Below are 19593 nucleotides of genomic sequence, written 5' to 3'. Positions count from 1 at the left end.
TTCCTCCAGCCCCCGGGGACAACCATGTGCGACGACCAGTCTGTGGTGCCATTTTCCACGCCCACCAGACGCGCGATTCTGGGTGCCTTCAGCACCTCGGTTGTTGCCGGCTTGACGGCCTGCACGTCACCGTCGCAGCCGCCTCAGCGCCCGACGTCGGCAGTCTCGCCGGTTGCCGTGCAAAGTTCAGCCCCCACCCCAAGCCCCACCGGCACTGGCCCTACGGCCGCCACTACCACTGGCACGAAGCGGATCCGCCGGACCTTCATCCCGGACTACCAACTCCCGCCAGTGGTCGGGGGCCTGGCTCCGGTCATCACCAAAATCCCGACCAAGAATCCGGTAGTGTTCCTGACCATCGACGACGGCGCAGTCAAGTCGCCGGAGTCGGTGCAGCTCTTGGCCGAGTACGACTACCCGGCAACCCTGTTCTTGACCAAGAACACCATCGCGGACAACCCCGGCTTCTTCAAAGCCTTCCATGCACAGGGAAGCCTGGTGGAAAACCACACGGTCACGCACAACGTGAATATGGTGCGGCAGTGGGGTTACCAGCAACAGTTAAACGACATCGTGGGGATGCAGGACTATGCCACGCAGCAGTTCGGGCGGCGCCCAACCCTGTTCCGGCCGCCAGGTGGGGACTACTCCACTGTGATGCGCCGAGCCGTGGCCTCTGCCGGGTTGAAAGCGGTCATCACGTGGGAAGCGAAAGCCAACGCTGGAAAGATGGACTACCAGGTGGGGAACTCCCTGCGTCCGGGCGACATTGTCCTGATGCACTTCCGCCCGGAGTTCGCCGCAGATTTTGCGGCTTTCCGAGCGGCCCAGTTGGCGGCCGGGCTCGAAGTGGTGCTGCTCGAGGATTTCCTCGGCGTTGACCAGTAGCGTTGCCCAGTAGCGACTGAAGCCCGCTGTAGGCTCTCCCCATGGACGTTTCCCGGCTCCGCGAAATCTGTTTGGCCTTTCCGGGAGCCTTTGAGGATTTCCCCTTTGGGCCCGAGACGTCAGTGTTCAAGGTGCGGGCCGCCGTCGCTGGTGGCGCCCGGCACCAGGCCAAGATGTTCGCCCTCTCCGCGATGAACGCGGAGAATTGGTCGGTGAGCCTGAAGTGCGAGCCGGCGTTGGCTGAGCAGCTCCGAGCCGCCCACCCCGAAATCACCGGTGCTTGGCACATGAACAAAACCCACTGGAACGGTGTGCGGTTGGACGGCGCCCTGCCCGATGACATGGTCCGCGACATGGTGGAGGATTCCTACGATCTCGTGGTTGCCACGCTAAGCCGCAAGCAGCAGGAACAACTGGGATGGGCAAGGCTCTCGCGGACCCCCGAAAGGCTCTGACGGACTATTTCAACCCCCCGCCGAAAGATCACACTTTGACAAATGTTGATCGAAACTGGCCCGAAATATTGATTTTCAATCACCCGTGGTGAAGTATGTCACACGAAGGTTGGTGCTGCCGGAGCGCCAGCCCAGACTGTCTGACTGAACGGCCGCTGCCGCGCCAGTCGACATCAACGAGTCACTGGAGGGTTTGGAAATGAACGTTCAGCATCAGTCTGTTGGTCGCCGCGGATTCCTGCGCGGGGCACTCGCTGCAGCAGTCCTCGTTCCGTTGGGAGGCTCCCTTGCCTCCTGCGCGGGGAGCGGCAGCAGCAGCAACGCCGGCCCCACGGGAGCTGTCTCTGACACCAACCCGTTCGGCATGGCCGACAAGGCCACTGTCGACGCCGTGATCTTCAAGGGCGGGTATGGCATCGATTACGTCGATTTCGCCGGCAAGGTCCTGGAAAAGAACCACTCGGGCTCCACCGCCAAAATATCCCCCTCCACGGACATCGCCCAGGAACTCCAGCCGCGCTTCGTTGGCGGCAACCCGCCGGACTTGATTGACAACTCCGGCGCCAAGGCCATCGGTTTCAGCACCATCTTGGCCCAACTGGAGGACCTTACCAGCGTGGTCGAGGCCAAGAACCTCGAAGGCAAGGTCATCAAGGACACGTTGTACACCGGTGTTTTGGCGCCAGGTACCTTCGACGGCAAATTGGCTGCGCTCAACTACGTGCTGACCGTCTATGCCATGTGGTACTCGGATTCACTACTGAAGGCCAATGGTTGGTCCGTCCCCAAAACGTGGGATGAAATGTATGCCCTCGGTGAGCAAGCCAAAGCAAAGGGAAAGTACTTGTTCGTGTGGGGCAAGGAAGCGGCGACGTATTATCAGGAGATGGCGATCGCCTCAGCTATCAAGGAAGGCGGCGACGACGTCCGCCTCGGGTTGGAAAACCTGAAGGCCGACTGCTGGTCCCACCCCGCGATCCAGTCCGTTTTCACGGCTCTGGAGAAGATCGTGAAAGCTGGCTACTTCAAGCCCGGTGGCTCCGGTACCCAGTTCACCGCGGCGCAGGCACAGTGGACCAACACCCAGGAAGCAGTGTTCTACCCGTCGGGTTCTTGGATCGAAAACGAAATGAAAGACCAGACCAAGGCCGGGTTCAACATGACCGGCGCGCCGGTTCCCTCGGTGACTGCCAGCCCCAAAAAGCCATACACTTCCCTCCACAGCGCGGCCGGTGAGCCCTACGTTGTTCCGTCCCAGGGCAAGAACGTCGCAGGCGGCAAGGAGTTGCTCCGAGTGATGTTGTCCAAGGATGCCGCAACCAACTTCGCCAAGACCAAGCTCGCCCCCACCATCGTCAAGGACACGGTTCCCGCAGACGGTTTCGGATCCACCGCCTTGGTCTCGCAGACCAAGTTGCTGAGCGACGCCGGGGAAAACATCTACACCTGGAACTTCATCGACCTTTACGGCACCAACAAGGACCAGCTGGTGGTGTGGAACACCTTCCTCGACGGGAAGTCGGACGTGGCTACCCTGACATCGGACCTCCAGAAGATCAGCGACAAGGTCCGTAACGACAGCTCAGTCAAGAAGATCGAAGTGAAGTGACTGCAATGAAACGCCGGCGCAAGCCGTTGACGTGGGACAAGATCAGCTTCTTTGCGGTGTTCCTTGGACTTCCGCTGGCGATCTATCTCCTTTTCGTGATCTGGCCTTTCGTCCAGGCCTTTGGGTACTCCCTGACTGACTGGTCAGGGTTCTCGCCCACGCAGAATTTCATTGGGCTGCAGAATTACACCAAGATCTTCACAGATGACATCTTCATGAAGGCCATGGGGAACAACGTCCTCCTGGTGATCTGCCTGCCGATCATCACCATTATCCTCAGCCTGATACTCGCATCCTTGGTAACTGTGGGTGGAAGCAGCAAAGGGCAGATCAAAGGTCTCAGGAACTCCAGCTTCTACAGGGTGGTCTCCTTCTTCCCCTACACGATTCCAGCGATCGCCATTGGCATCATGTGGGGCCAGATCTATGACCCTTCCGGAGGATTGTTGAACGGGTTGCTCAGGGGCGCTGGCCTGAATCAGTTCAAGGACTTCGCTTGGCTGGGTGACAAAAACACCGCCATGGTGGCCACGATGTTCGTGATCGTCTGGGGTTTTGTGGGCTTCTACATGGTGCTGTTCGTCGCTGGCATCAAGGGTATTCCGGCTGAGCTTTTCGAGGCGGCAAGGATCGACGGCGCCGGCCGTTTCCGCACCGCTGTTTCCATCACCATTCCCCTGATCCGTGACAACATCCAGACGGCGTACATCTACATGGGAATCCTGGCGCTGGACGCGTTTGTCTACATGGCTGCGCTCAACTCCGGTGGCGGCCCGGACAACTCCACCCTGGTCATGTCGCAGCAACTGTTCTTCACAGCGTTCAGCAAGGGCCAGTTTGGCTTGGCCAGCGCCATGGGCGTGGTACTGGCCTTGGCGACCCTGATCTTCTCCGGCCTGGTGTTCGTTGTTAATCGGCTCACTGGCGGAGACAAGGATGTGAGCCTGTAATGTCAACCAAAGTCTCAGCTCCGCAAATGAAGTCGCTGCACTTCCAGCCGCGGACCCCGGCTGCCACCACAAGCGACAGGTTAGTCGGCGCGGTCTCGCACACCGCGTTGACGATTTGGACAGTCATCGTCATCCTTCCGTTGCTGTGGACGTTCATGTCCTCCTTCAAGACCTCGAACGAGATCTTCGCATCGCCGTTCTCCCTCCCGGGTGAATGGAGGTTCGATAACTACACCAGGGCTTGGAGCGAGGCGGGCATTGGAAGTGCCTTCCTCAACTCCATCGTGGTTGTCGCTGCGGCATTGGTGATCGTGATGGTGCTGGGGGCCATGTGCGCCTACGTGCTGGCCCGGTACACCTTTCCCGGCAGCAGGGCCATTTACTACCTGATGCTGGCCGGCCTGACGTTTCCGATCTTCCTGGCCATGGTGCCGTTGTTCTTCGTCCTGAAGAACATGGGCTTGCTGAACACCCTGCCCGGACTGATCCTGGTTTACGTGGGCTTCGCGCTTCCGTTCACGGTGTTCTTCCTGTTCTCCTTCTTCAAGTCGCTGCCCCACGAAATTACCGAGGCGGCGGCCTTGGACGGAGCGGGGGAGTGGCGGACGTTCTTCCAGGTCATGCTGCCGATGGCCAAGCCCGGACTCGCGTCGGTTGCCATCTTTAACTTCTTGGGTCTGTGGAACCAGTTCCTCATTCCGGTGTCCATCAATGCCGCGGGCCCGCGCGTCCTTTCCCAAGAACTCGCAGCCTTCGCCGGCCAGATGGGCTACGCCGTGGACTATGGCGCGCTGTTCGCAGCCGTCAGCGTCACCGTCATTCCGGTGCTCATTGTCTACGTGATCTTCCAGCGCCAATTGCAGGGTTCGGTGTCGCAGGGAACCTCCAAATAGGCAGAATCCGGAAGTAGCACAACAAAGCCAAAACAGCGTTCGACGGCGGTCCTCACCTCACGTTGCGGGGCCGCCGTCGGGTTTTCAGTTTTGAGATGACAGGATGGAACGGTTCTGTAGTGCAACGAAAGGCAGCAGCCCGTGATCTTCATTGTGGTCAAGTTCAAGGTCAAGCCCGACTGGTCCGAACGTTGGCTGGACTTGGTGGCCGACTTCACCGAAGCGACCCGCGCCGAGCCCGGCAACCTGTGGTTCGACTGGTCGCGCAGCGTGGACAACCCCAACGAGTTCGTCCTCGTGGAAGCATTCCAGGACGACGCCGCTGAGGCTCACGTCAGCAGCGAACACTTCAAAAAAGCCATGGCGGACATGCCCCAGGCATTGGTGGAGACTCCCCGGATCATCAGCCGGCAGATCGACGCCAGCGGATGGGACCGCATGGGTGAGTTGACCATCGCGTACTAATCCTCACTGTGTAGTTCCCGCTGCCGCGCGCTGAGCAGCTCAAACTCAGGGCGGGCTGCCACGAACCGTTCAACGGCGTCGAGCACCTGCTGGAGATGGGCGTGGTCCGGGGCCACCAGCGCCGCGCCGATCAAGGCGCGGCGGTGTTGGTCCTGGAGCCCCGTCTCTGCGGCCGAAACCTCGAAGCGGCGCTTGAGTTCAGCCACGAGGGGCCGCACCAACGAGCGCTTCTCTTTGAGGCTATGGACGTCCCCCATGAGGACATCGAATTCAATCCAACCGATCCACATAGTTCATTATTGTCATACGGACTTGATCGAATCTTGACAGAACTCAACAACACGTCTTGAGTTCTGCCCGGCAGTGTATGGAAAGGCGGCCGCATCCGGCCGTCCATACTCTTTCGCTGCCTAGTTACTCAGGACTGACAACGTGCCCCGAACCCCCGTCACGACCACCTTGAAACGCCCCGTTCTCCTGGCCTGCGCCGCCACGCTCCTTTTCTCGGGAGTGGCAGCACCGTCAGCATTGGCGGCTGGCCCTGCCCAGGGAGCAGGCTACCAAACGAGCTCCAGCGTGTCGGCGCTCGCAGGCCAAGCTGAGCAAACATTGGTTGTCCCAGTGACAGCGGGTTTGGCGCCCACACGGGTCAGGGGCACGGTAGCTGTATCGGGCAAACCCGAAGGGACTGTCCGGGCAACGGTCAACGGCCGCGTGGTGTTGGAGGCCAACGCTGCCGCTAACCTCCCGCTTGATGCCGCGGTGTCCGCCGTCGATGTCACGGACCAGCAACTGATCGTGGGGCTGCAGTTCGAACCCCTCAATCAAGCCAAATGCATCGTGTCCAGCTCCACAGCGACGCTCAAAGGGTTCACTGTTGATTTCTCGGGGACTGCGCAGGCGCCCACCACCGTAGCCGAGTTTTTCCCGGCGTCGGTCCCCGCCGTCGTGGTTTCCGTCCCCGCGGATCCTCGCGCTGACGTGTCCGCCGCAGTCATGGCGGTTTCTGCCGCGATCTCGTACCGCTACCCGAATGCATCAGTAAGCGTGGTTCCGGAGGCGGAGGTCGCTGGGCGTGTGGCGACCCTTCCGCCGGGCAGCCGCCTGGTCACTGTCCTGGCGGACCAGGGTGAAACCAGCACTAAGCTCGGCACGGCTGCCGGCCTGCCCCAGCTGATCCTCAGCGGCCATGACGAACAACTCCGCACCGCTGCGCGCGCCTTGGCCAGCGATAAGACGGCACTGGCAGCGGCGGCCGCGGTCACCGGGCTCACCTCCGCACTGCCGGCGTCGCCTGGCCTGACGCAAAGCCTCAAGGACCTCGGCAGCGCGACGCTCAAGCTCTCTGGCTACGGGACGCCGGAATCCTACGTTGGCATCAGCCAATCGCAATTCGGTGGCCCGGTTTCAGCCATGAAGATCCAGCTCAAGGGAACCCACACGGCCGTCCCCACCAACGCGCAGGCGCAACTCACGGTGTACTGGAACGATTACCTGCTCAGCTCGCAAAACCTCGACGGCGGAGACCGCTTCTCGGTCGACGCCGACGTCCCTGCCGGGCAACTTCAGGCAAAAAACGGCCTGCGCATCCGGCTGGCTGCATTGCCGGCCGGCGGTGACTGCAACGGTCCGGCCGGCGCGATGCCCATGGAAGTAACCCTGGACACCGCCGGAAGCACCGTAACTGCCGTTCGTGGTGCCTCGTCGAAGCCAGGCTTCCAGAGCTTCCCGCAGGCATTGGGGCAGAGCCTCCCCGTGGCCTTCGGTGGGGGCGGCGCGCAGGCGAACACCATCAACGCAGCCACATTGGTGGCGGCCCTTCAGCGTGAGAGCGCAAAGCTCCTGGACACCCGCCTGGTGGGGATGGACGCATTCGCTGACTCCGCCGAGTCCGGCTTGGTTGTGGGTGCCACCACCGAGATTGCCAACAAGCTCTCGGCGCCGTTGCGCTTGGCGGAGTTCCGTACCATTTCGCCTGGGGACATCCAGTACGGCGTGGGTACCAACGCGCCGTATGGCGTGCTCGAAGCTTTCGAGCAGGGCGGCCGGGACGTGTTGATGTTGGGAGCCTGGACGCCAGGGTCCGACGCCGCGGGGTCGGCAACGCTCCAAGGTTCCCTTGCGTCCCATGTGGCCACCCTTGAGGGAGGGTGGGCTTCACTTTCCAGGAACCTGTTGGTGACGCAGCCGGCCGGGACGCCGGTGTTGTTGGACAGCAACGCCGTGGTTCCACAGAAAGCCGTGACGGACGACTACCGCCCCTACGTGTGGTGGATCGGCGCGGCTGTGCTGCTCCTCGTGCTCGCTTTGGCGCTACGGACGTGGCTGTCGCGACGACGCGCCGCGGCAGCGCGCGCCTACGTGGATGCCGAACTGCACGCGACTGAACCCAACCAGCCCCCGCATGGCGACTAGCGTCTCCATCAGTCCGAGGACCGCATGGGAACGGCTGGGCGCCCCGGTCCGAGGCCGTAAGGTTCCGGGTACCCGGATCATCGCAGTAGCGGCTGCAGTGGTGGGGTATGCGGCCTGCCTTTACTCGATGGGGCATGGCATCAACTTGGAGTACTCCGATGCCCAAAGCCACCTGACCATCGCTCGACGCATCTTCGACAGCAAGGCCCCGGGGTTTGAGCAGCTCGGTACCGTCTGGCTGCCCATGCCCCATCTCCTGCTGGCCCCGTTCGTGCTGAACATGTGGCTCTTCAGCACGGGTTGGGCCGCGGGGCTGCTGGGCATCCTCGCCTTGTCAGGTACCGCGACGGGCCTGTACCTGATCGCGGCCCGGCTTGGCCTGGGGCGTTCCGGACGGCTGGCCACCACGTTGGTGGTCCTGGCAAACCCTGCGGTCTTGTACGTCTACACCACGGCGTTGACCGAGCCGGTGCTGATCATGTGCATCGTGGGCGGGATGGCAGGTTTGGCGCATTGGTCCACCAGCCGCCGTCGAATGAGTGCAGGCGAGTTGGCAGTCTTCGCCGGGATTCCCTCCGCTGCTGCGGTCCTCTCGCGGTACGAGGGCTGGGCGCTGGTGATGACGGGAACATTGTTTGTCTTCATCGTGGCCAAACGCCGGACAGGCCGCTGGCGGGAAGCGTTCGTTATGGCTGGCGGCTATGTCATGGTGCCTGCCGCTGCTGTGGCGTGGTGGATCTCTTACAACTGGGCCGTGTACGGCAACCCGCTGGAGTTCATGTTCGGGCAGTACTCTGCGTACGCGCAGCAGAAAAGCATTACCGACGGCGGCCTGTTGCCCACCAAGGGCAACCCCGGCCTCACACTGGCTACTTTCCACTGGTCGCTGCTGGAGACGGTGGGCGTCGTCGTCCTCGTTTTGGCCGCGTGCGGCGGCGTGGTCCTCGTCTTTCGGCGCGGCCTGGCTAACAGCACCCTGTTGGTGGCCGTGAGCGGCAGCGCGTACGCGTTTGCGTTAGTGAGCCTGTTTCTGGGGCAAACGGCCATCAATAACGATCATTCTCTGCCTACCTCGTGGTGGAACAACCGCTTTGCCCTCACGGCGCTTCCTCTGCTGGCCATCCTCGTTGCCGTAGTGGTTGAGGAAATGGCTCGTCCCAAAAAAGTCCGCCCGTGGTTGATCGGAGCACTGCTGGCGGCTCTTGTGGTCCAAAACGTCTGGTGGAGCGCGGATCCCGCGGCCCGGCTTGCTGTGCTGGCCGAGGGAAAGATGTCAGCGGATTCCACCACGAATTCCACCGCTGCCGCCCGCTGGCTCCACGAGCACTACCAATCCGGTGGCATCCTCATGGACGAGAGCGCGCGCGGGAACGCGGTGCTCCCCGTGCTGGGCATCCCGCTCAAGGAGATTTTCAACAGGGCTTCGGGTGACTACTTTGCTCCCGCGCTGAGGGCCCCGTCCAAGTACGCCAAGTGGGTCTTTGTCAACGTCGAAGGCGGCACAGGGGCAAAGGACTCTGGTCCCACGGATCTCGTCTACCAGGCGATCCTCACGGATCCGTCTTTCCCGGTCCAGTACTCCTTAGCCTTCTCCACACCGACCCACCGGATCTATGAAAGGGCCTCAGACTCATGACGCCGCCTCTCCATCGAGGTACCCCCGGCTTGGACAGGCAGCCGATCGGACAAGCTTTGATCGCGGCAGGCCTCATCAGTCCAGAGCAGCTTGGGCGTGCCCTTCGCCGCGCCGCCAGCGAAGGGGGGCTCCTGGGCAGGCACCTTATTCTCGAAACCGGACTGGACCGCCGTCGTGTCTATGAGGTGTTGGCCCGGCAGTGGGACGCACCCCTGGTGGACCTGGTGGCTGAGCCCACTGATGACGAGCTCATGGAGCAGCTCAATTTCAGCTCGTTGGGTGAGCCGCAGTGGCTGCCCTGGCGGTTGGATGACGGTGTCCTCACGCTCGCTACGGCGGTGGCGCCGTCGGAGGATATCGCCGCGGACGCCCGCGAGATCTTCGGGGTGGACGACGTCGAATTCCGCACCACTACGGACTGGGACATCAACCAGTCCATCCAGCGTTCCTTCCGCCGCCACCTCCTCTACGAGTCCGCTGAGCGGCTGGCAGAAGAACGGCCGGGGGAGTCGGCGCGCATAGCCTTGACGCCATGGCAGTGGTACCTTCCCTTGTTCCTCCTGACAACCACCATGGTGGCGTTCCTGCTTGCCCCGTTGACCGCGGTTACCGTGTTGCTGGCAACGGCAAACGTCGTTTTCCTGGTGAGCATCGGCTTCAAATCCTTGGCCAGCCTCCGCCGCCCGTTCGACCTGATCCGGGACGCGGGCACCGCCAAAGCAAGGGACCGGGAAAGGGCGCGGCGAGGACTCCCACCCATGACCGGAGAGCGAATCCCCGACGGTGATGTGCCGGTCTACACCATCCTGGTTCCGGTCTTCCGGGAAGCCAACATCATCGACAAACTGCTCACCAACCTCGGCCGGCTGGACTACCCACGGTCCAAGCTGGACGTCTTGGTCCTTCTCGAAGAAGACGACGCCGAAACCATCGCCGCAGCCAAGGCGTCCAGGCCTCCGGAATACGTGCGCATCCTGATCGTGCCAAGGGGTGAGCCACAAACCAAGCCACGCGCGTGCAACTACGGGCTCACCTTTGCCAGGGGTGAGTACGTGGTTATTTACGACGCCGAAGACCGGCCCGAGCCAGGTCAGCTCCGGGCATCCATCGCGGCATTCCAGCAGGACGAGTTCGAACGCGGGCACCTCAACCCACACCGCAAGCCCCTCATCTGCGTGCAAGCGGCCTTGAACTACTTCAACGCCGACCAGAACGTCCTCACACGCATGTTCACCATCGAATACACGCACTGGTTCGATTCCATGCTCCCGGGACTGGACAACTCAGGTATCCCGCTGCCCTTGGGCGGGACCTCCAACCATTTCGTGACGTCCATGCTCAAAGAGGTGGGAGCGTGGGACCCGTGGAACGTCACAGAGGACGCGGATTTGGGACTCAGGGCCGCCGTGGAGGGTTACCGGGTGGGAGTCATCAACTCCACCACCTGGGAGGAAGCGTGTTCGCAGGTTCCGGCCTGGATCAAGCAGCGCACGCGGTGGATCAAGGGCTACATGGTGACCTCCGCTGTGAACACCAGGAACTCCCTGCGCTACATCCACAGCACGGGCGTGGCCGGCGCCGTCGGGTTTCTGGGATTGATCCTTGGGACGCCGCTGGCTTTCCTGGCGTACCCGCTGGTTGTCGGCTTCACCATCGTGACGTACGTGGGCTACGACGTCGTCGGGCTGGTGTTGCCCTCGTGGTTGCTGGTAGGCGGAGTGGCTTCCATGCTGTTCGGCAACGCCATGATGATTGTGGTATCCGGTGTGGCCACCCTCCGGCGCCATGGCTGGCGGATCGCGATCTTCGCCTTACTCAACCCGTTCTACTGGGTGCTGCATTCCGTGGCTGCCTGGCGTGCCGCCTGGCAAATGCTGACCAGCCCGCACAAATGGGAGAAAACCCCGCACGGCTTGGAGGAAGAATTCCACGACGACGGCCACTGGACTGGATGACTCAAAAGACTGCGTGACTCAAAAGACTGCGTGATGCTCCGGCTCGCTGGTTGAGCCAATCTTGAGCCAATCTTGAGGCAACGCCGCAGGGAGGTTGAGCCGGCTGCGCAACACTTGCTCCAAAGGCTCGTGCAGGACCAGCTGAGGGGGTTGGACCGTGGTGCTGGATTCGTTTTCAGTGAGGGTTGCTTTGGGGGTGGTCACGGTCACCCTCCTGGTGCTTTTCTGCGCATCGTACCGCCGCACACGCTCCCCTTACGCCGGCTGGTGGAGCGTAGCCCTCCTCGAGTTCATGCTGGGCAACACGGCATTCCTGCTCAACGGCACCGTGCACCAGCAATGGGCAAATCCAGCGGGCAATGTGTTGGTGGTAGCCGGAGCCTTCAGCGTCTGGGCCGGTGCCCGTACCCTGCGGGACCTGAGAGCCGCTCCGTGGCAGCTCGCCGTGGGTCCTGGGATCACAGCCATCGCTTCCTTTCTGGAAAATCCCGCCTTCAATGTTTGGTCCGGCGGCTTCGTGTACCTGGCGATGATGACGGCCGGTATCAGTCTCGCCGCCCGAGACCTTTGGTTTATTAAGGCCAACCACTCCCAGGTCCACAAGGCACTGTCCTTGGCCGCTTGGCTCTTGGCCGTCTACTACTTGGGACGCTGGGTGGTCTACGCAACGCAAGGTCCCACCAGCGCAACCTTCAAGACCTTCTTTGGCCCCGCTCCCTCGGGGCTGGTCTCCATGGTGCTGTTAGTGACGGTGTCGTTCAGCATGACGGCCCTCAGCAGCGATCAACTCATCAAGGGGCTTCGGGAGCGCGCCACGCGGGACCACCTGACGGGGTTGTTGAACCGCGGAGCGTTCCTTGAACTGGCCAACTCGGAATTGAAGCGATTGCGCTCCAACGAGTCCGGTGCGGCGGTGGTCCTCGCGGACTTGGACAACTTCAAGGCCGTTAACGACGAATACGGCCATGGGGCGGGCGATGCGGCGTTGAAGGCTTTCGCGGATGCCTGCAGTGCCTCGGTGCGGTCCACGGACTTGATCGGGCGCTACGGGGGCGAAGAGTTCATCCTCTTCCTTCCGGGCGCCACCCAAGAGCGAGCCCAAAGCATTGCGGCGGAAATCAGCCGGCACATGGCAGCAACCAAGGTTCCCGAAGGTCTCACTTTCCCCACCATCAGTTACGGTGTGACCGCCAGCAGCCCCGCCCTCGCCAGCCTCAATTTCATGATCGAGGTAGCGGACGCGGCCCTTTACAGCGCCAAGGCACTAGGAAGAAACCGGATTGTAGGAGCGGATCGCCCTGGGGCGGCCACCATTGCGGATGAGGCAAGATCATGAATGAATTGACCACCAGGATCCAGATCCAGCACAACCAGGAGCTCTCGGCGTTCCGCCAGGACATCACCAGCCCCTCCTATCGGAGCAGCACGTCGGCTTCATTGAACGCGGACCGCCGCTCGGTCCGGATGGCGCCAGTGCAGTCGGTGGGGGACGGCAACGCGAACCTGACCATAGTGGCCGACGTCGAAGGCCTCGCCTGGTTCACGGCCGACAAGGGCCTCCTGGGCAGTTGCATCACCGTATCCATAGCGGGGCACCGTCGAAACACCGGCACCCGTGTTCACCTGCCCCTCGCCGAATGCGATGCGTGGATCGAAGCCATACTTGGCGGTTCCTGGATCACGCACGTGTACCGGGCCGGGAAGAAAGTGGAGTCCGACGGGAAGCTGGACATCGCGTCTTATCGGGTCTTCCTGGACGAGCGGCGCCACCCGGTGTCCAAGCCGTCGGCCGTGGCCGATTCCAGCCTCCGGCGCTTGGAAGAATCGTGAGGTCCAAACACCCGCCTCCCGCGGAGTTGGACCCCAGAATCGGGAAATTGGAGCGCCACGTCCAGGCGCTGATGCAGGAACTCCACCAAGCGCGCTATGAGCAGCGGCGCGAATCCCTCCGAGACCCACTCACCGGGTTGGCTAACCGCTTGGCCTTGGTGAGTGCTTTCATCCAGGCCCAGGATGCCATGAAGTATGGGGCCTCGCCCCCTGCCCTCCTCCTGCTGAATTTGGACGGGTTCAAGGCGCTGAAGAATTCCGCCGGATACGCTGCCGCGGACCAGACCCTGGTCACGGTGGCCATGCGCATCCGCTCCGCCGTGCGGGAGAACGACGTCGTCGCTCGCCTTGGCGGCGACGAGTTCGCGATACTCCTCCCCGCCACCGCCCAAGGCAAGGCAACCGCCGTCGGGAATCGCATTCTTGCCGCGCTGGAACAGAGTATCGACCTCGGCAACAACAGCATCAGGTGCCGGGCCAGTTTGGGGCTGCGGATCGCCGAGCCGCACCACAGCGCCGAAGACTTGCTTCAGGAAGCCGACATGGCCATGGAGGAGTCCAAGAGCGAGGGCCGGAACAAGCTCAAGGTGTTTGATCCCGACATGTTGCACGCACGGCAGCTCCAGCGGCAGATCGTCGGGGAACTGCGGGAGGCCATCCGCTCGGACCAGCTGGTCCTCTACTATCAGCCGATCGTTGAGCTGGCCACAGGCAGGATCGAAGGCAGCGAGGCTTTGGTCCGCTGGAACCATCCGGTGCACGGCATCATCATGCCGGATCAGTTCGTTCCCGTGGCGGAGGCAACCGGATTGATCGCCGAGTTGGGCAGGTGGGTGCTGCGCGCCGCCGTTGGTCAACTGCGGCGGTGGCGACTCAATGAGAGCACCGCGCGGCACAAATTTTCCATGCAAATCAATGTCTCTGCCGCGGATCTTCAGAGCCTGGAGTTCGTGGACGACGTCCGTGAGGTCCTCGCAGGAGCAGGGCTGCCGCCGGAATCCTTGGTTCTGGAGCTTACCGAGAGTGCCATCATCCACAACAACGAGCTGGACCGGTACACGCTGGCGAGCCTGCAACGGCTGGGCGTGGGCTTGGACATCGACGATTTCGGCGCAGGCTACTCGTCCATGGGCTACCTGAGGAAGCTACCGGTAGGCCGGGTCAAGGTGGATAAGCAGTTCGTGCAGGAGCTTGGACGGGACCCGGAGCAGTTGGGATTCATCGCGGCTATCCAGCGGGTCATTCGTTCATGCGGGCTGGAAGGGGTCTGGGAAGGAATCGAGACCGCCGAGCAGGCCGAAGCCCTGCGGAGTATTGGGTGCACGAGCGGGCAAGGCTACTACTTTGGCAGGCCCCTGCCGGAACCGGAGTTCACGGCCCAGCTGGCCCGGCAATCCGTGTGGCCAGCCAGCTAATGCGGCCAGAGTAGCTAATGCGCATGCAGAAACAGGAAACGCGGGGCCACATGTGTGGTCCCGCGTTTCCTGTTGCTCGTCCTAGCCGAAGTACTTCGGCAGGGTAGCTTCGTGGGCTTCTTTGAGAGCCTCCAAGGAGAGCTCGTCCACGCCGTTGATCTCCAGCTTTTCACCGGCGGCGTCCACAACGCCGATCCGGAGGTGAGCGAAGCCGCGTGCGGTGCACATGTCCTTGAAGCGGACTTCCTCCGAGCGGGGCACGGACACGATGGCCCGGGCCTGGGACTCGGAGAACAGTGCGGTGAACAGGTCCACGCCGTCGCGCTCCATGAGCTCTTCAAGCGCGATGCGCGCACCCACGCCGTAGCGCAGCGAGGACTCAACCAGGGCAGCTGCGAGGCCACCTTCGGAGAGGTCGTGAGCGGCGTCAACCATGCCGTCGCGTGAAGCGTTAATGAGGATTTCTCCCAGTTCACGTTCCGCGGCGAGGTTTACCTTCGGCGGCAGGCCACCGAGGTGTCCACGGAGGTTGGACCATTCCGAACCATCAAGTTCCGCCGCGGTGGTACCCAACAGGTAGATGGCCTGGCCGTCCTCGCGCCAGCCCGACGGCGTGCGGCGGGCGACGTCGTCGAGCTTGCCCAGGACTGCCACCACAGGCGAGGGGTGGATCGGCGTGGTGCCGGTTTGGTTGTAGAGCGAGACGTTGCCGCCGGTCACCGGGATGCCGAGCTCCATGCAGGCGTCCGAGAGGCCACGGATGGCTTCGGCAAGCTGCCACATGACGTCCGGATCCTCGGGCGAACCAAAGTTCAGGCAGTCACTGACGGCCATGGGAACAGCGCCTGAAGTGGCAACGTTACGGTAGGCCTCGGCCAACGCGAGCTGTGCACCTTGGTACGGCTCAAGGTAGGTGTAGCGGCCGTTGGCATCGGTGGCCAAGGCAACACCCAGGCCGGTTTCCTCGTCAACGCGGACCACGCCGGCGTCGTCCGGGAACGCCATGGCAGTGTTGCCGCCAACGTAGCGGTCGTACTGGTTGGTGATCCAGGACTTGCTGCACATGTTCGGCGATGCCACGAGCTCAGTGACGGCTGCGGCCAGCTCGGAAGGAGCCGACGGACGGCCGGCATCCTCGACGGAACCGGTGAAGGAGTTTGCCTGGACCGAGTCCTGCCACTCCGGGCGGGCAAACGGGCGGTCGTAGACCGGGCCGTCGTGCGCAACGGTGCGGGGATCGACGTCGACGATCACTTCGCCTTCCCAGGTGATGATGAGCCGGCCTGTGTCGGTCACTTCACCCAACCAGGAGTACTCCACGGCCCACTTGTCCATCACAGCTTCGAACGCTTCGATGTTTTCCGGGGTGACCACGGCCATCATGCGTTCCTGCGACTCGGACATGAGGATCTCGCCCGGGGTCAGCGTGGGATCGCGCAGCAGGACGGAGGTCAGTTCAACTTCCATGCCGCCGTCGCCGTTGGACGCGAGCTCGGACGTGGCGCAGGAAATACCAGCGGCACCGAGGTCCTGGATTCCCTCAACCAGGGAGCCCTTGAAGAGCTCCAAGCAGCACTCGATGAGCACCTTCTCGGCGAAGGGGTCGCCCACCTGGACAGCCGGACGCTTGGAAGGCTTGGTGTCGTCGAAGGACTCCGAAGCGAGCACCGACGCGCCACCAATGCCGTCGCCACCGGTGCGTGCACCGAACAGGACAACCTTGTTGCCCTTGCCCGATGCGTTGGCCAGGCGGATGTCCTCGTGGCGCATGACGCCCACGGCCAGAGCGTTCACCAGCGGGTTGCCCTGGTAAACGGAATCGAAGACCATTTCGCCGCCGATGTTCGGCAGGCCCAGGCAGTTGCCGTAGCCACCAATTCCGGCAACGGCACCGTGCATGACGCGGGCGGTGTCCGGGTGGTCAATCGCCCCGAACCGCAGCGGATCCATGACGGCAACCGGACGGGCGCCCATGGAGATGATGTCGCGGACGATGCCGCCGATGCCGGTAGCGGCGCCCTGGTAAGGCTCAACGAACGACGGCGAGTTGTGGGACTCGATCTTGAACGTCACGGCCCAGCCGTCGCCCAGGTTGGTGACGCCGGCGTTCTCGCCGATGCCAACCAGCATGTCCTTCTTCATTTCCTCGGTGACCTTCTCGCCGAACTGGCGGAGGTGGTTCTTGGAGGACTTGTAGGAGCAGTGCTCGCTCCACATGACGGAGTACATGGCCAGCTCGGCGCCCGTGGGACGGCGGCCGAGGACCTTGACGATCTCGTCGAACTCGTTCTGCTTCAGGCCAAGCTCAGCCCAGGGGAGTTCGGTGTCAGGGGTCTTCGCAGCGTGCTCAACGGTGTCGATGTTGAACTTCTTGGTGGTTTCCGTGGTCACTTGCTGCCTCCCACAATTTTGGTCAAAACGGAGGTGAAGAACCCCAGTCCGTCGGTGTCCAGGCCACCTGTTCCATCCAGTGATTCCGGACCGAATCCGGCCTCCACTGCGTGCTCGGGGTGCGGCATGAGGCCCACCACGTTGCCGGCAGCGTTGGAGATGCCGGCGATGTCGCGGCGGGAACCGTTCGGGTTGAAGCCCACGTAACGGAACACCACCCGGCCTTCGGCTTCAAGGGCATCCAGGGTCTTCTCGTCCGCGATGTACTGGCCGTCCTGGTTCTTCAGCGGCACAGTGATTTCCTGGCCCTCCTGGTAGTCCAGCGTCCACGCGGTGTTGGCGTTTTCCACGCGAAGGACCTGGTCCCGGCAGATGAACTTCAGGTGGTCGTTCTTGATCATGGAACCGGGCAGCAGGTGCGACTCGGTCAGGATCTGGAATCCGTTGCAAATACCCAGGACAGGGAGTTTTGCCTCGGAGTTTGCAGCCTTGACGATCTCGGCCATCAGCGGCGCAAACCGCGAGATGGCGCCCGCACGGAGGTAGTCGCCATAGGAGAAGCCGCCGGGGATGATCACGGCGTCAACGTCGCCGAGTTCGGAATCGGCGTGCCACAGCGGCACCGGCGTGCCACCTGCAAGCCGCACTGCGCGGGCGGCGTCGCGGTCGTCAAGGGTACCGGGGAAAGTGACGACGCCGATTTTGGCGCCGGCGAGTTTGCGGGCACCAGAGGCGTCGGCGGCGACGGCCACGGCCTCGCCAATCAAAGGGATGGACGTCATATCAGGCCTCGACAACCTCGACGTTGACGACGTCTTCGATGACCGGGTTGGACAGGAGGGTCTCGGCAGCTTCGCGGGCCTGGGCCAGGATAGCGTCGGTCACCTCGCCGTCGACAGTCAGTTCAAATCGCTTGCCCTGGCGGACTGCGCTGAAGCTGTTGAAGCCGAGGCGGGGCAACGCGCCCACGATAGCTTTCCCCTGGGGGTCCAGAATCTCGGGCTTGGGCATGACGTCAACGACGATCCGGGGCATCCGGTAACTCCTGTGCGTGAGTTGGGTGAACCTTAGATAAGGCTGCCGCGGAGGTGCCGTCTCACGCCGTTCTGTCATGAGGGCGCTCCGCGAGCTTGCACGACTATTCTACCGGGAGCGGCGCACTTACCCTATTCAGCCCGCTTCCGCGAGGACCACCCGCCGGGACGGTGGAAATCGCGACCTGAGGGCCCGACGTCGGCACTGGCAGCAAGTAACCGGCGTCGTTAGGATGGCGCCATGGCCGAGAAACCGAGATCGATGGTGTTGGGCGTGATGGCTGCAGCCGTTGTTGCGGGTTTGGGCCGGATGGTGATCCAAAAAATCAAGGCGGACCGGGCTGCCCGGGAAAGGACGTTGACCACGGTTCCCTTGGATGCTCAGACCCGTGCCCGGATCAGTGACGCGCTCCGCAATCCCCGCAGCTAGGCAACCTGCACAGCTAGGCAACCCGCACAGCTAGGCAACCCTGTTTGTCAGGGCGACGCCGTTCTTGAGGGCTGAGATGTTGGTGAGAACCAACCCTGAGGCGCCTTTGGGCCTGTTGCCTGCCACATGGGGCGTAAGGATCAGGTTGGGCGCGGCCCACAGCGGGGAGTTTTCGGGGAGCGGTTCCACCTTGGTGACATCCAGTGCCGCGGCCCGCAGCCGGCCCTCCCGAAGCGAGCTGATGAGCGCGTCTTCGTCCACGGTGGCGCCGCGGCCGACGTTCACGAAAATAGCGGAGTCCGGGAGGGCTCGGAGGACGTCCGCGTTGAGGGCGTCGGCGGTTTCGGCAGTTGCCGGCAGGATCGACACCAAAACGTCGGTGGTGCGCAGGATGCCGTCCAATTGATCCGCGGCAACTACGGGGAAGCCGTACCGTTCGCCTTGTGAACCCGCAACGCCTGTGACCTTGGCACCCAAAGCTGCCAGCAGCGGAGCGAGCCTGCCTGCGATCGAGCCGAAGCCCCAGATGGTGACGTTGGCGCCGTCGAGCGTATAGAGCCGTTCGGTGTCAGGCGCGGATTGGGCAATGTTGTATGGCTCGTTCCACTGTGACGCCTTTTGCGATTCCATCAATTGGTCCATCCGTCGCACGGCGGCCAGAATCAAAGCCAGTGCGTGTTCGGCCACGGGGCCATCGTGAAGTGATCGTCCCGACGTGATGGCTACGTTCCCGCCGAACCCGGCAGCCAGCACACTATCGGGACCGGCCGCGAGGGTCTGGACGAGCTGGAGACGGGACATTCCGCGGGCGGCACTTGCCAGGTTCTCCGCCGTATTACGCCACACCACCAAGACTTCTGCGTCCAAGTGCTCGGCGGGGACCGGCTTGTCCACTTGGTACACAACCACGTCGTCCCCTGCGGGGGAGAGGTCCAACTCGATGGTGTCCGGAACGAGGATTTTCACTGCAGCTCCAAAGGTTAAGGCGAATACCGGTATGCCTCGACGCTACCGCTTTGCTTTCTGTTGCAGGATAAATTGCGTGCGCTTGATGTCATATTCGGCTCTCACTCGATACGCTGTGACTGCGCTGGTTGTATTTCTTTGACAAGAGTTGTCACGAATGCAGTCAGCTCGCTTGGGCCTTGGCGACGGAGCCGGGCCTTCCCAGTGAAAGGTGCAACCACTCGTGAAATCAGCAGGAAAGAGCTTCGCCAGAAGCGGGAG

At 62.6% G+C, this 19593-nt stretch carries 19 protein-coding genes; 13 read left to right on the top strand and 6 right to left on the bottom strand.

Features of this window, described 5'->3' with window-relative positions:
• The first annotated feature begins 24 nt into the window (after positions 1-24).
• The 6 genes from QRN42_RS11015 (at position 25) to QRN42_RS10990 (ending at position 5260) form a co-directional block, all read left to right on the top strand.
• Positions 25-888: a polysaccharide deacetylase family protein gene (locus tag QRN42_RS11015; protein ID WP_284979217.1), complete on the top strand. Its 864-nt coding sequence runs from the start codon at positions 25-27 to the stop codon at positions 886-888.
• A gap of 41 nt (positions 889-929) precedes the next feature.
• On the top strand, positions 930-1343 hold the full coding sequence (locus tag QRN42_RS11010; protein WP_284979216.1) for an MmcQ/YjbR family DNA-binding protein: 414 nt from the start codon (positions 930-932) through the stop codon (positions 1341-1343).
• Positions 1344-1542: 199 nt separating this feature from the next.
• Positions 1543-2952 (top strand): N-acetylglucosamine/diacetylchitobiose ABC transporter substrate-binding protein, encoded by a 1410-nt coding sequence (gene ngcE / locus QRN42_RS11005; protein ID WP_284979215.1) that lies wholly within the window; start codon positions 1543-1545, stop codon positions 2950-2952.
• A 5-nt stretch (positions 2953-2957) separates the two neighbouring features.
• Entirely contained in the window at positions 2958-3902 is a 945-nt protein-coding gene (locus tag QRN42_RS11000; protein ID WP_284979448.1) for a carbohydrate ABC transporter permease, read from the top strand.
• On the top strand, positions 3902-4795 hold the full coding sequence (locus QRN42_RS10995) for a carbohydrate ABC transporter permease (RefSeq protein WP_284979214.1): 894 nt from the start codon (positions 3902-3904) through the stop codon (positions 4793-4795). Before QRN42_RS11000 ends, QRN42_RS10995 begins: the two co-directional genes overlap by 1 nt.
• A 141-nt stretch (positions 4796-4936) precedes the next feature.
• Positions 4937-5260 carry a putative quinol monooxygenase gene (locus tag QRN42_RS10990; protein WP_284979213.1) on the top strand — a complete coding sequence of 108 codons (324 nt, stop codon included), beginning with the start codon at positions 4937-4939 and terminating at the stop codon, positions 5258-5260.
• Here QRN42_RS10990 and QRN42_RS10985 read toward each other — a convergent pair.
• Complete coding sequence (locus QRN42_RS10985; protein WP_284979212.1) at positions 5257-5550, bottom strand: DUF503 domain-containing protein; 294 nt, start codon at positions 5548-5550, stop codon at positions 5257-5259. The two genes, QRN42_RS10990 and QRN42_RS10985, sit on opposite strands and share 4 nt — an antisense overlap.
• 142 nt (positions 5551-5692) lie before the next feature.
• Between QRN42_RS10985 and QRN42_RS10980 the strand changes: the two genes are divergently transcribed.
• From QRN42_RS10980 to QRN42_RS10970, 3 genes are read left to right on the top strand one after another with little or no spacing between them, the layout of a single operon-like run.
• A complete protein-coding gene (locus QRN42_RS10980; RefSeq protein WP_284979211.1) occupies positions 5693-7675 on the top strand; it encodes a cellulose biosynthesis cyclic di-GMP-binding regulatory protein BcsB in 1983 nt (660 codons plus the stop codon).
• A complete protein-coding gene (locus QRN42_RS10975; RefSeq protein WP_284979210.1) occupies positions 7665-9311 on the top strand; it encodes an ArnT family glycosyltransferase in 1647 nt (548 codons plus the stop codon). Before QRN42_RS10980 ends, QRN42_RS10975 begins: the two co-directional genes overlap by 11 nt.
• The gene (locus QRN42_RS10970; RefSeq protein ID WP_284979209.1) at positions 9308-11266 is read left to right on the top strand and encodes a glycosyltransferase; all 1959 of its coding nucleotides are present in this window, start codon (positions 9308-9310) and stop codon (positions 11264-11266) included. Before QRN42_RS10975 ends, QRN42_RS10970 begins: the two co-directional genes overlap by 4 nt.
• An 18-nt stretch (positions 11267-11284) precedes the next feature.
• Here the strand turns inward: QRN42_RS10970 and QRN42_RS10965 are convergent, their stop codons facing one another.
• Entirely contained in the window at positions 11285-11470 is a 186-nt protein-coding gene (locus tag QRN42_RS10965; RefSeq protein WP_284979460.1) for a hypothetical protein, read from the bottom strand.
• On the opposite strand from QRN42_RS10965, the gene QRN42_RS10960 reads away from it, so the two are divergent.
• From QRN42_RS10960 to QRN42_RS10950, 3 genes are read left to right on the top strand one after another with little or no spacing between them, the layout of a single operon-like run.
• Positions 11424-12602 (top strand): GGDEF domain-containing protein, encoded by a 1179-nt coding sequence (locus tag QRN42_RS10960; RefSeq protein ID WP_284979208.1) that lies wholly within the window; start codon positions 11424-11426, stop codon positions 12600-12602. The two genes, QRN42_RS10965 and QRN42_RS10960, sit on opposite strands and share 47 nt — an antisense overlap.
• A complete protein-coding gene (locus QRN42_RS10955; protein ID WP_284979206.1) occupies positions 12599-13096 on the top strand; it encodes a hypothetical protein in 498 nt (165 codons plus the stop codon). The genes QRN42_RS10960 and QRN42_RS10955 overlap by 4 nt, the downstream gene beginning before the upstream one ends.
• Positions 13093-14511, top strand: a complete 1419-nt coding sequence (locus QRN42_RS10950) for a putative bifunctional diguanylate cyclase/phosphodiesterase (protein ID WP_284979205.1) — start codon at positions 13093-13095, stop codon at positions 14509-14511. The genes QRN42_RS10955 and QRN42_RS10950 overlap by 4 nt, the downstream gene beginning before the upstream one ends.
• An 81-nt stretch (positions 14512-14592) precedes the next feature.
• Here QRN42_RS10950 and purL read toward each other — a convergent pair whose 3' ends face one another.
• From purL to purS, 3 genes are read right to left on the bottom strand one after another with little or no spacing between them, the layout of a single operon-like run.
• Positions 14593-16902, bottom strand: coding sequence for a phosphoribosylformylglycinamidine synthase subunit PurL (purL, locus tag QRN42_RS10945; RefSeq protein WP_284979204.1), 2310 nt, complete (start codon positions 16900-16902; stop codon positions 14593-14595).
• On the bottom strand, positions 16899-17684 hold the full coding sequence (gene purQ, locus QRN42_RS10940) for a phosphoribosylformylglycinamidine synthase subunit PurQ (RefSeq protein ID WP_284979203.1): 786 nt from the start codon (positions 17682-17684) through the stop codon (positions 16899-16901). The genes purL and purQ overlap by 4 nt, the downstream gene beginning before the upstream one ends.
• Position 17685: 1 nt before the next feature.
• A complete protein-coding gene (gene purS / locus QRN42_RS10935; protein ID WP_011773385.1) occupies positions 17686-17937 on the bottom strand; it encodes a phosphoribosylformylglycinamidine synthase subunit PurS in 252 nt (83 codons plus the stop codon).
• 240 nt (positions 17938-18177) lie between these two features.
• On the opposite strand from purS, the gene QRN42_RS10930 reads away from it, so the two are divergent.
• Positions 18178-18366 carry a hypothetical protein gene (locus QRN42_RS10930; RefSeq protein WP_284979202.1) on the top strand — a complete coding sequence of 63 codons (189 nt, stop codon included), beginning with the start codon at positions 18178-18180 and terminating at the stop codon, positions 18364-18366.
• 30 nt (positions 18367-18396) lie between these two features.
• Here the strand turns inward: QRN42_RS10930 and QRN42_RS10925 are convergent, their stop codons facing one another.
• Entirely contained in the window at positions 18397-19332 is a 936-nt protein-coding gene (locus QRN42_RS10925) for a phosphoglycerate dehydrogenase (protein WP_284979201.1), read from the bottom strand.
• Positions 19333-19593 lie beyond the last annotated feature (261 nt).

Source organism: Arthrobacter sp. fls2-241-R2A-200 (assembly GCF_030209745.1).
Lineage (GTDB): Bacteria > Actinomycetota > Actinomycetes > Actinomycetales > Micrococcaceae > Arthrobacter.
This window is presented reverse-complemented; position numbering and strand designations above follow the sequence as displayed.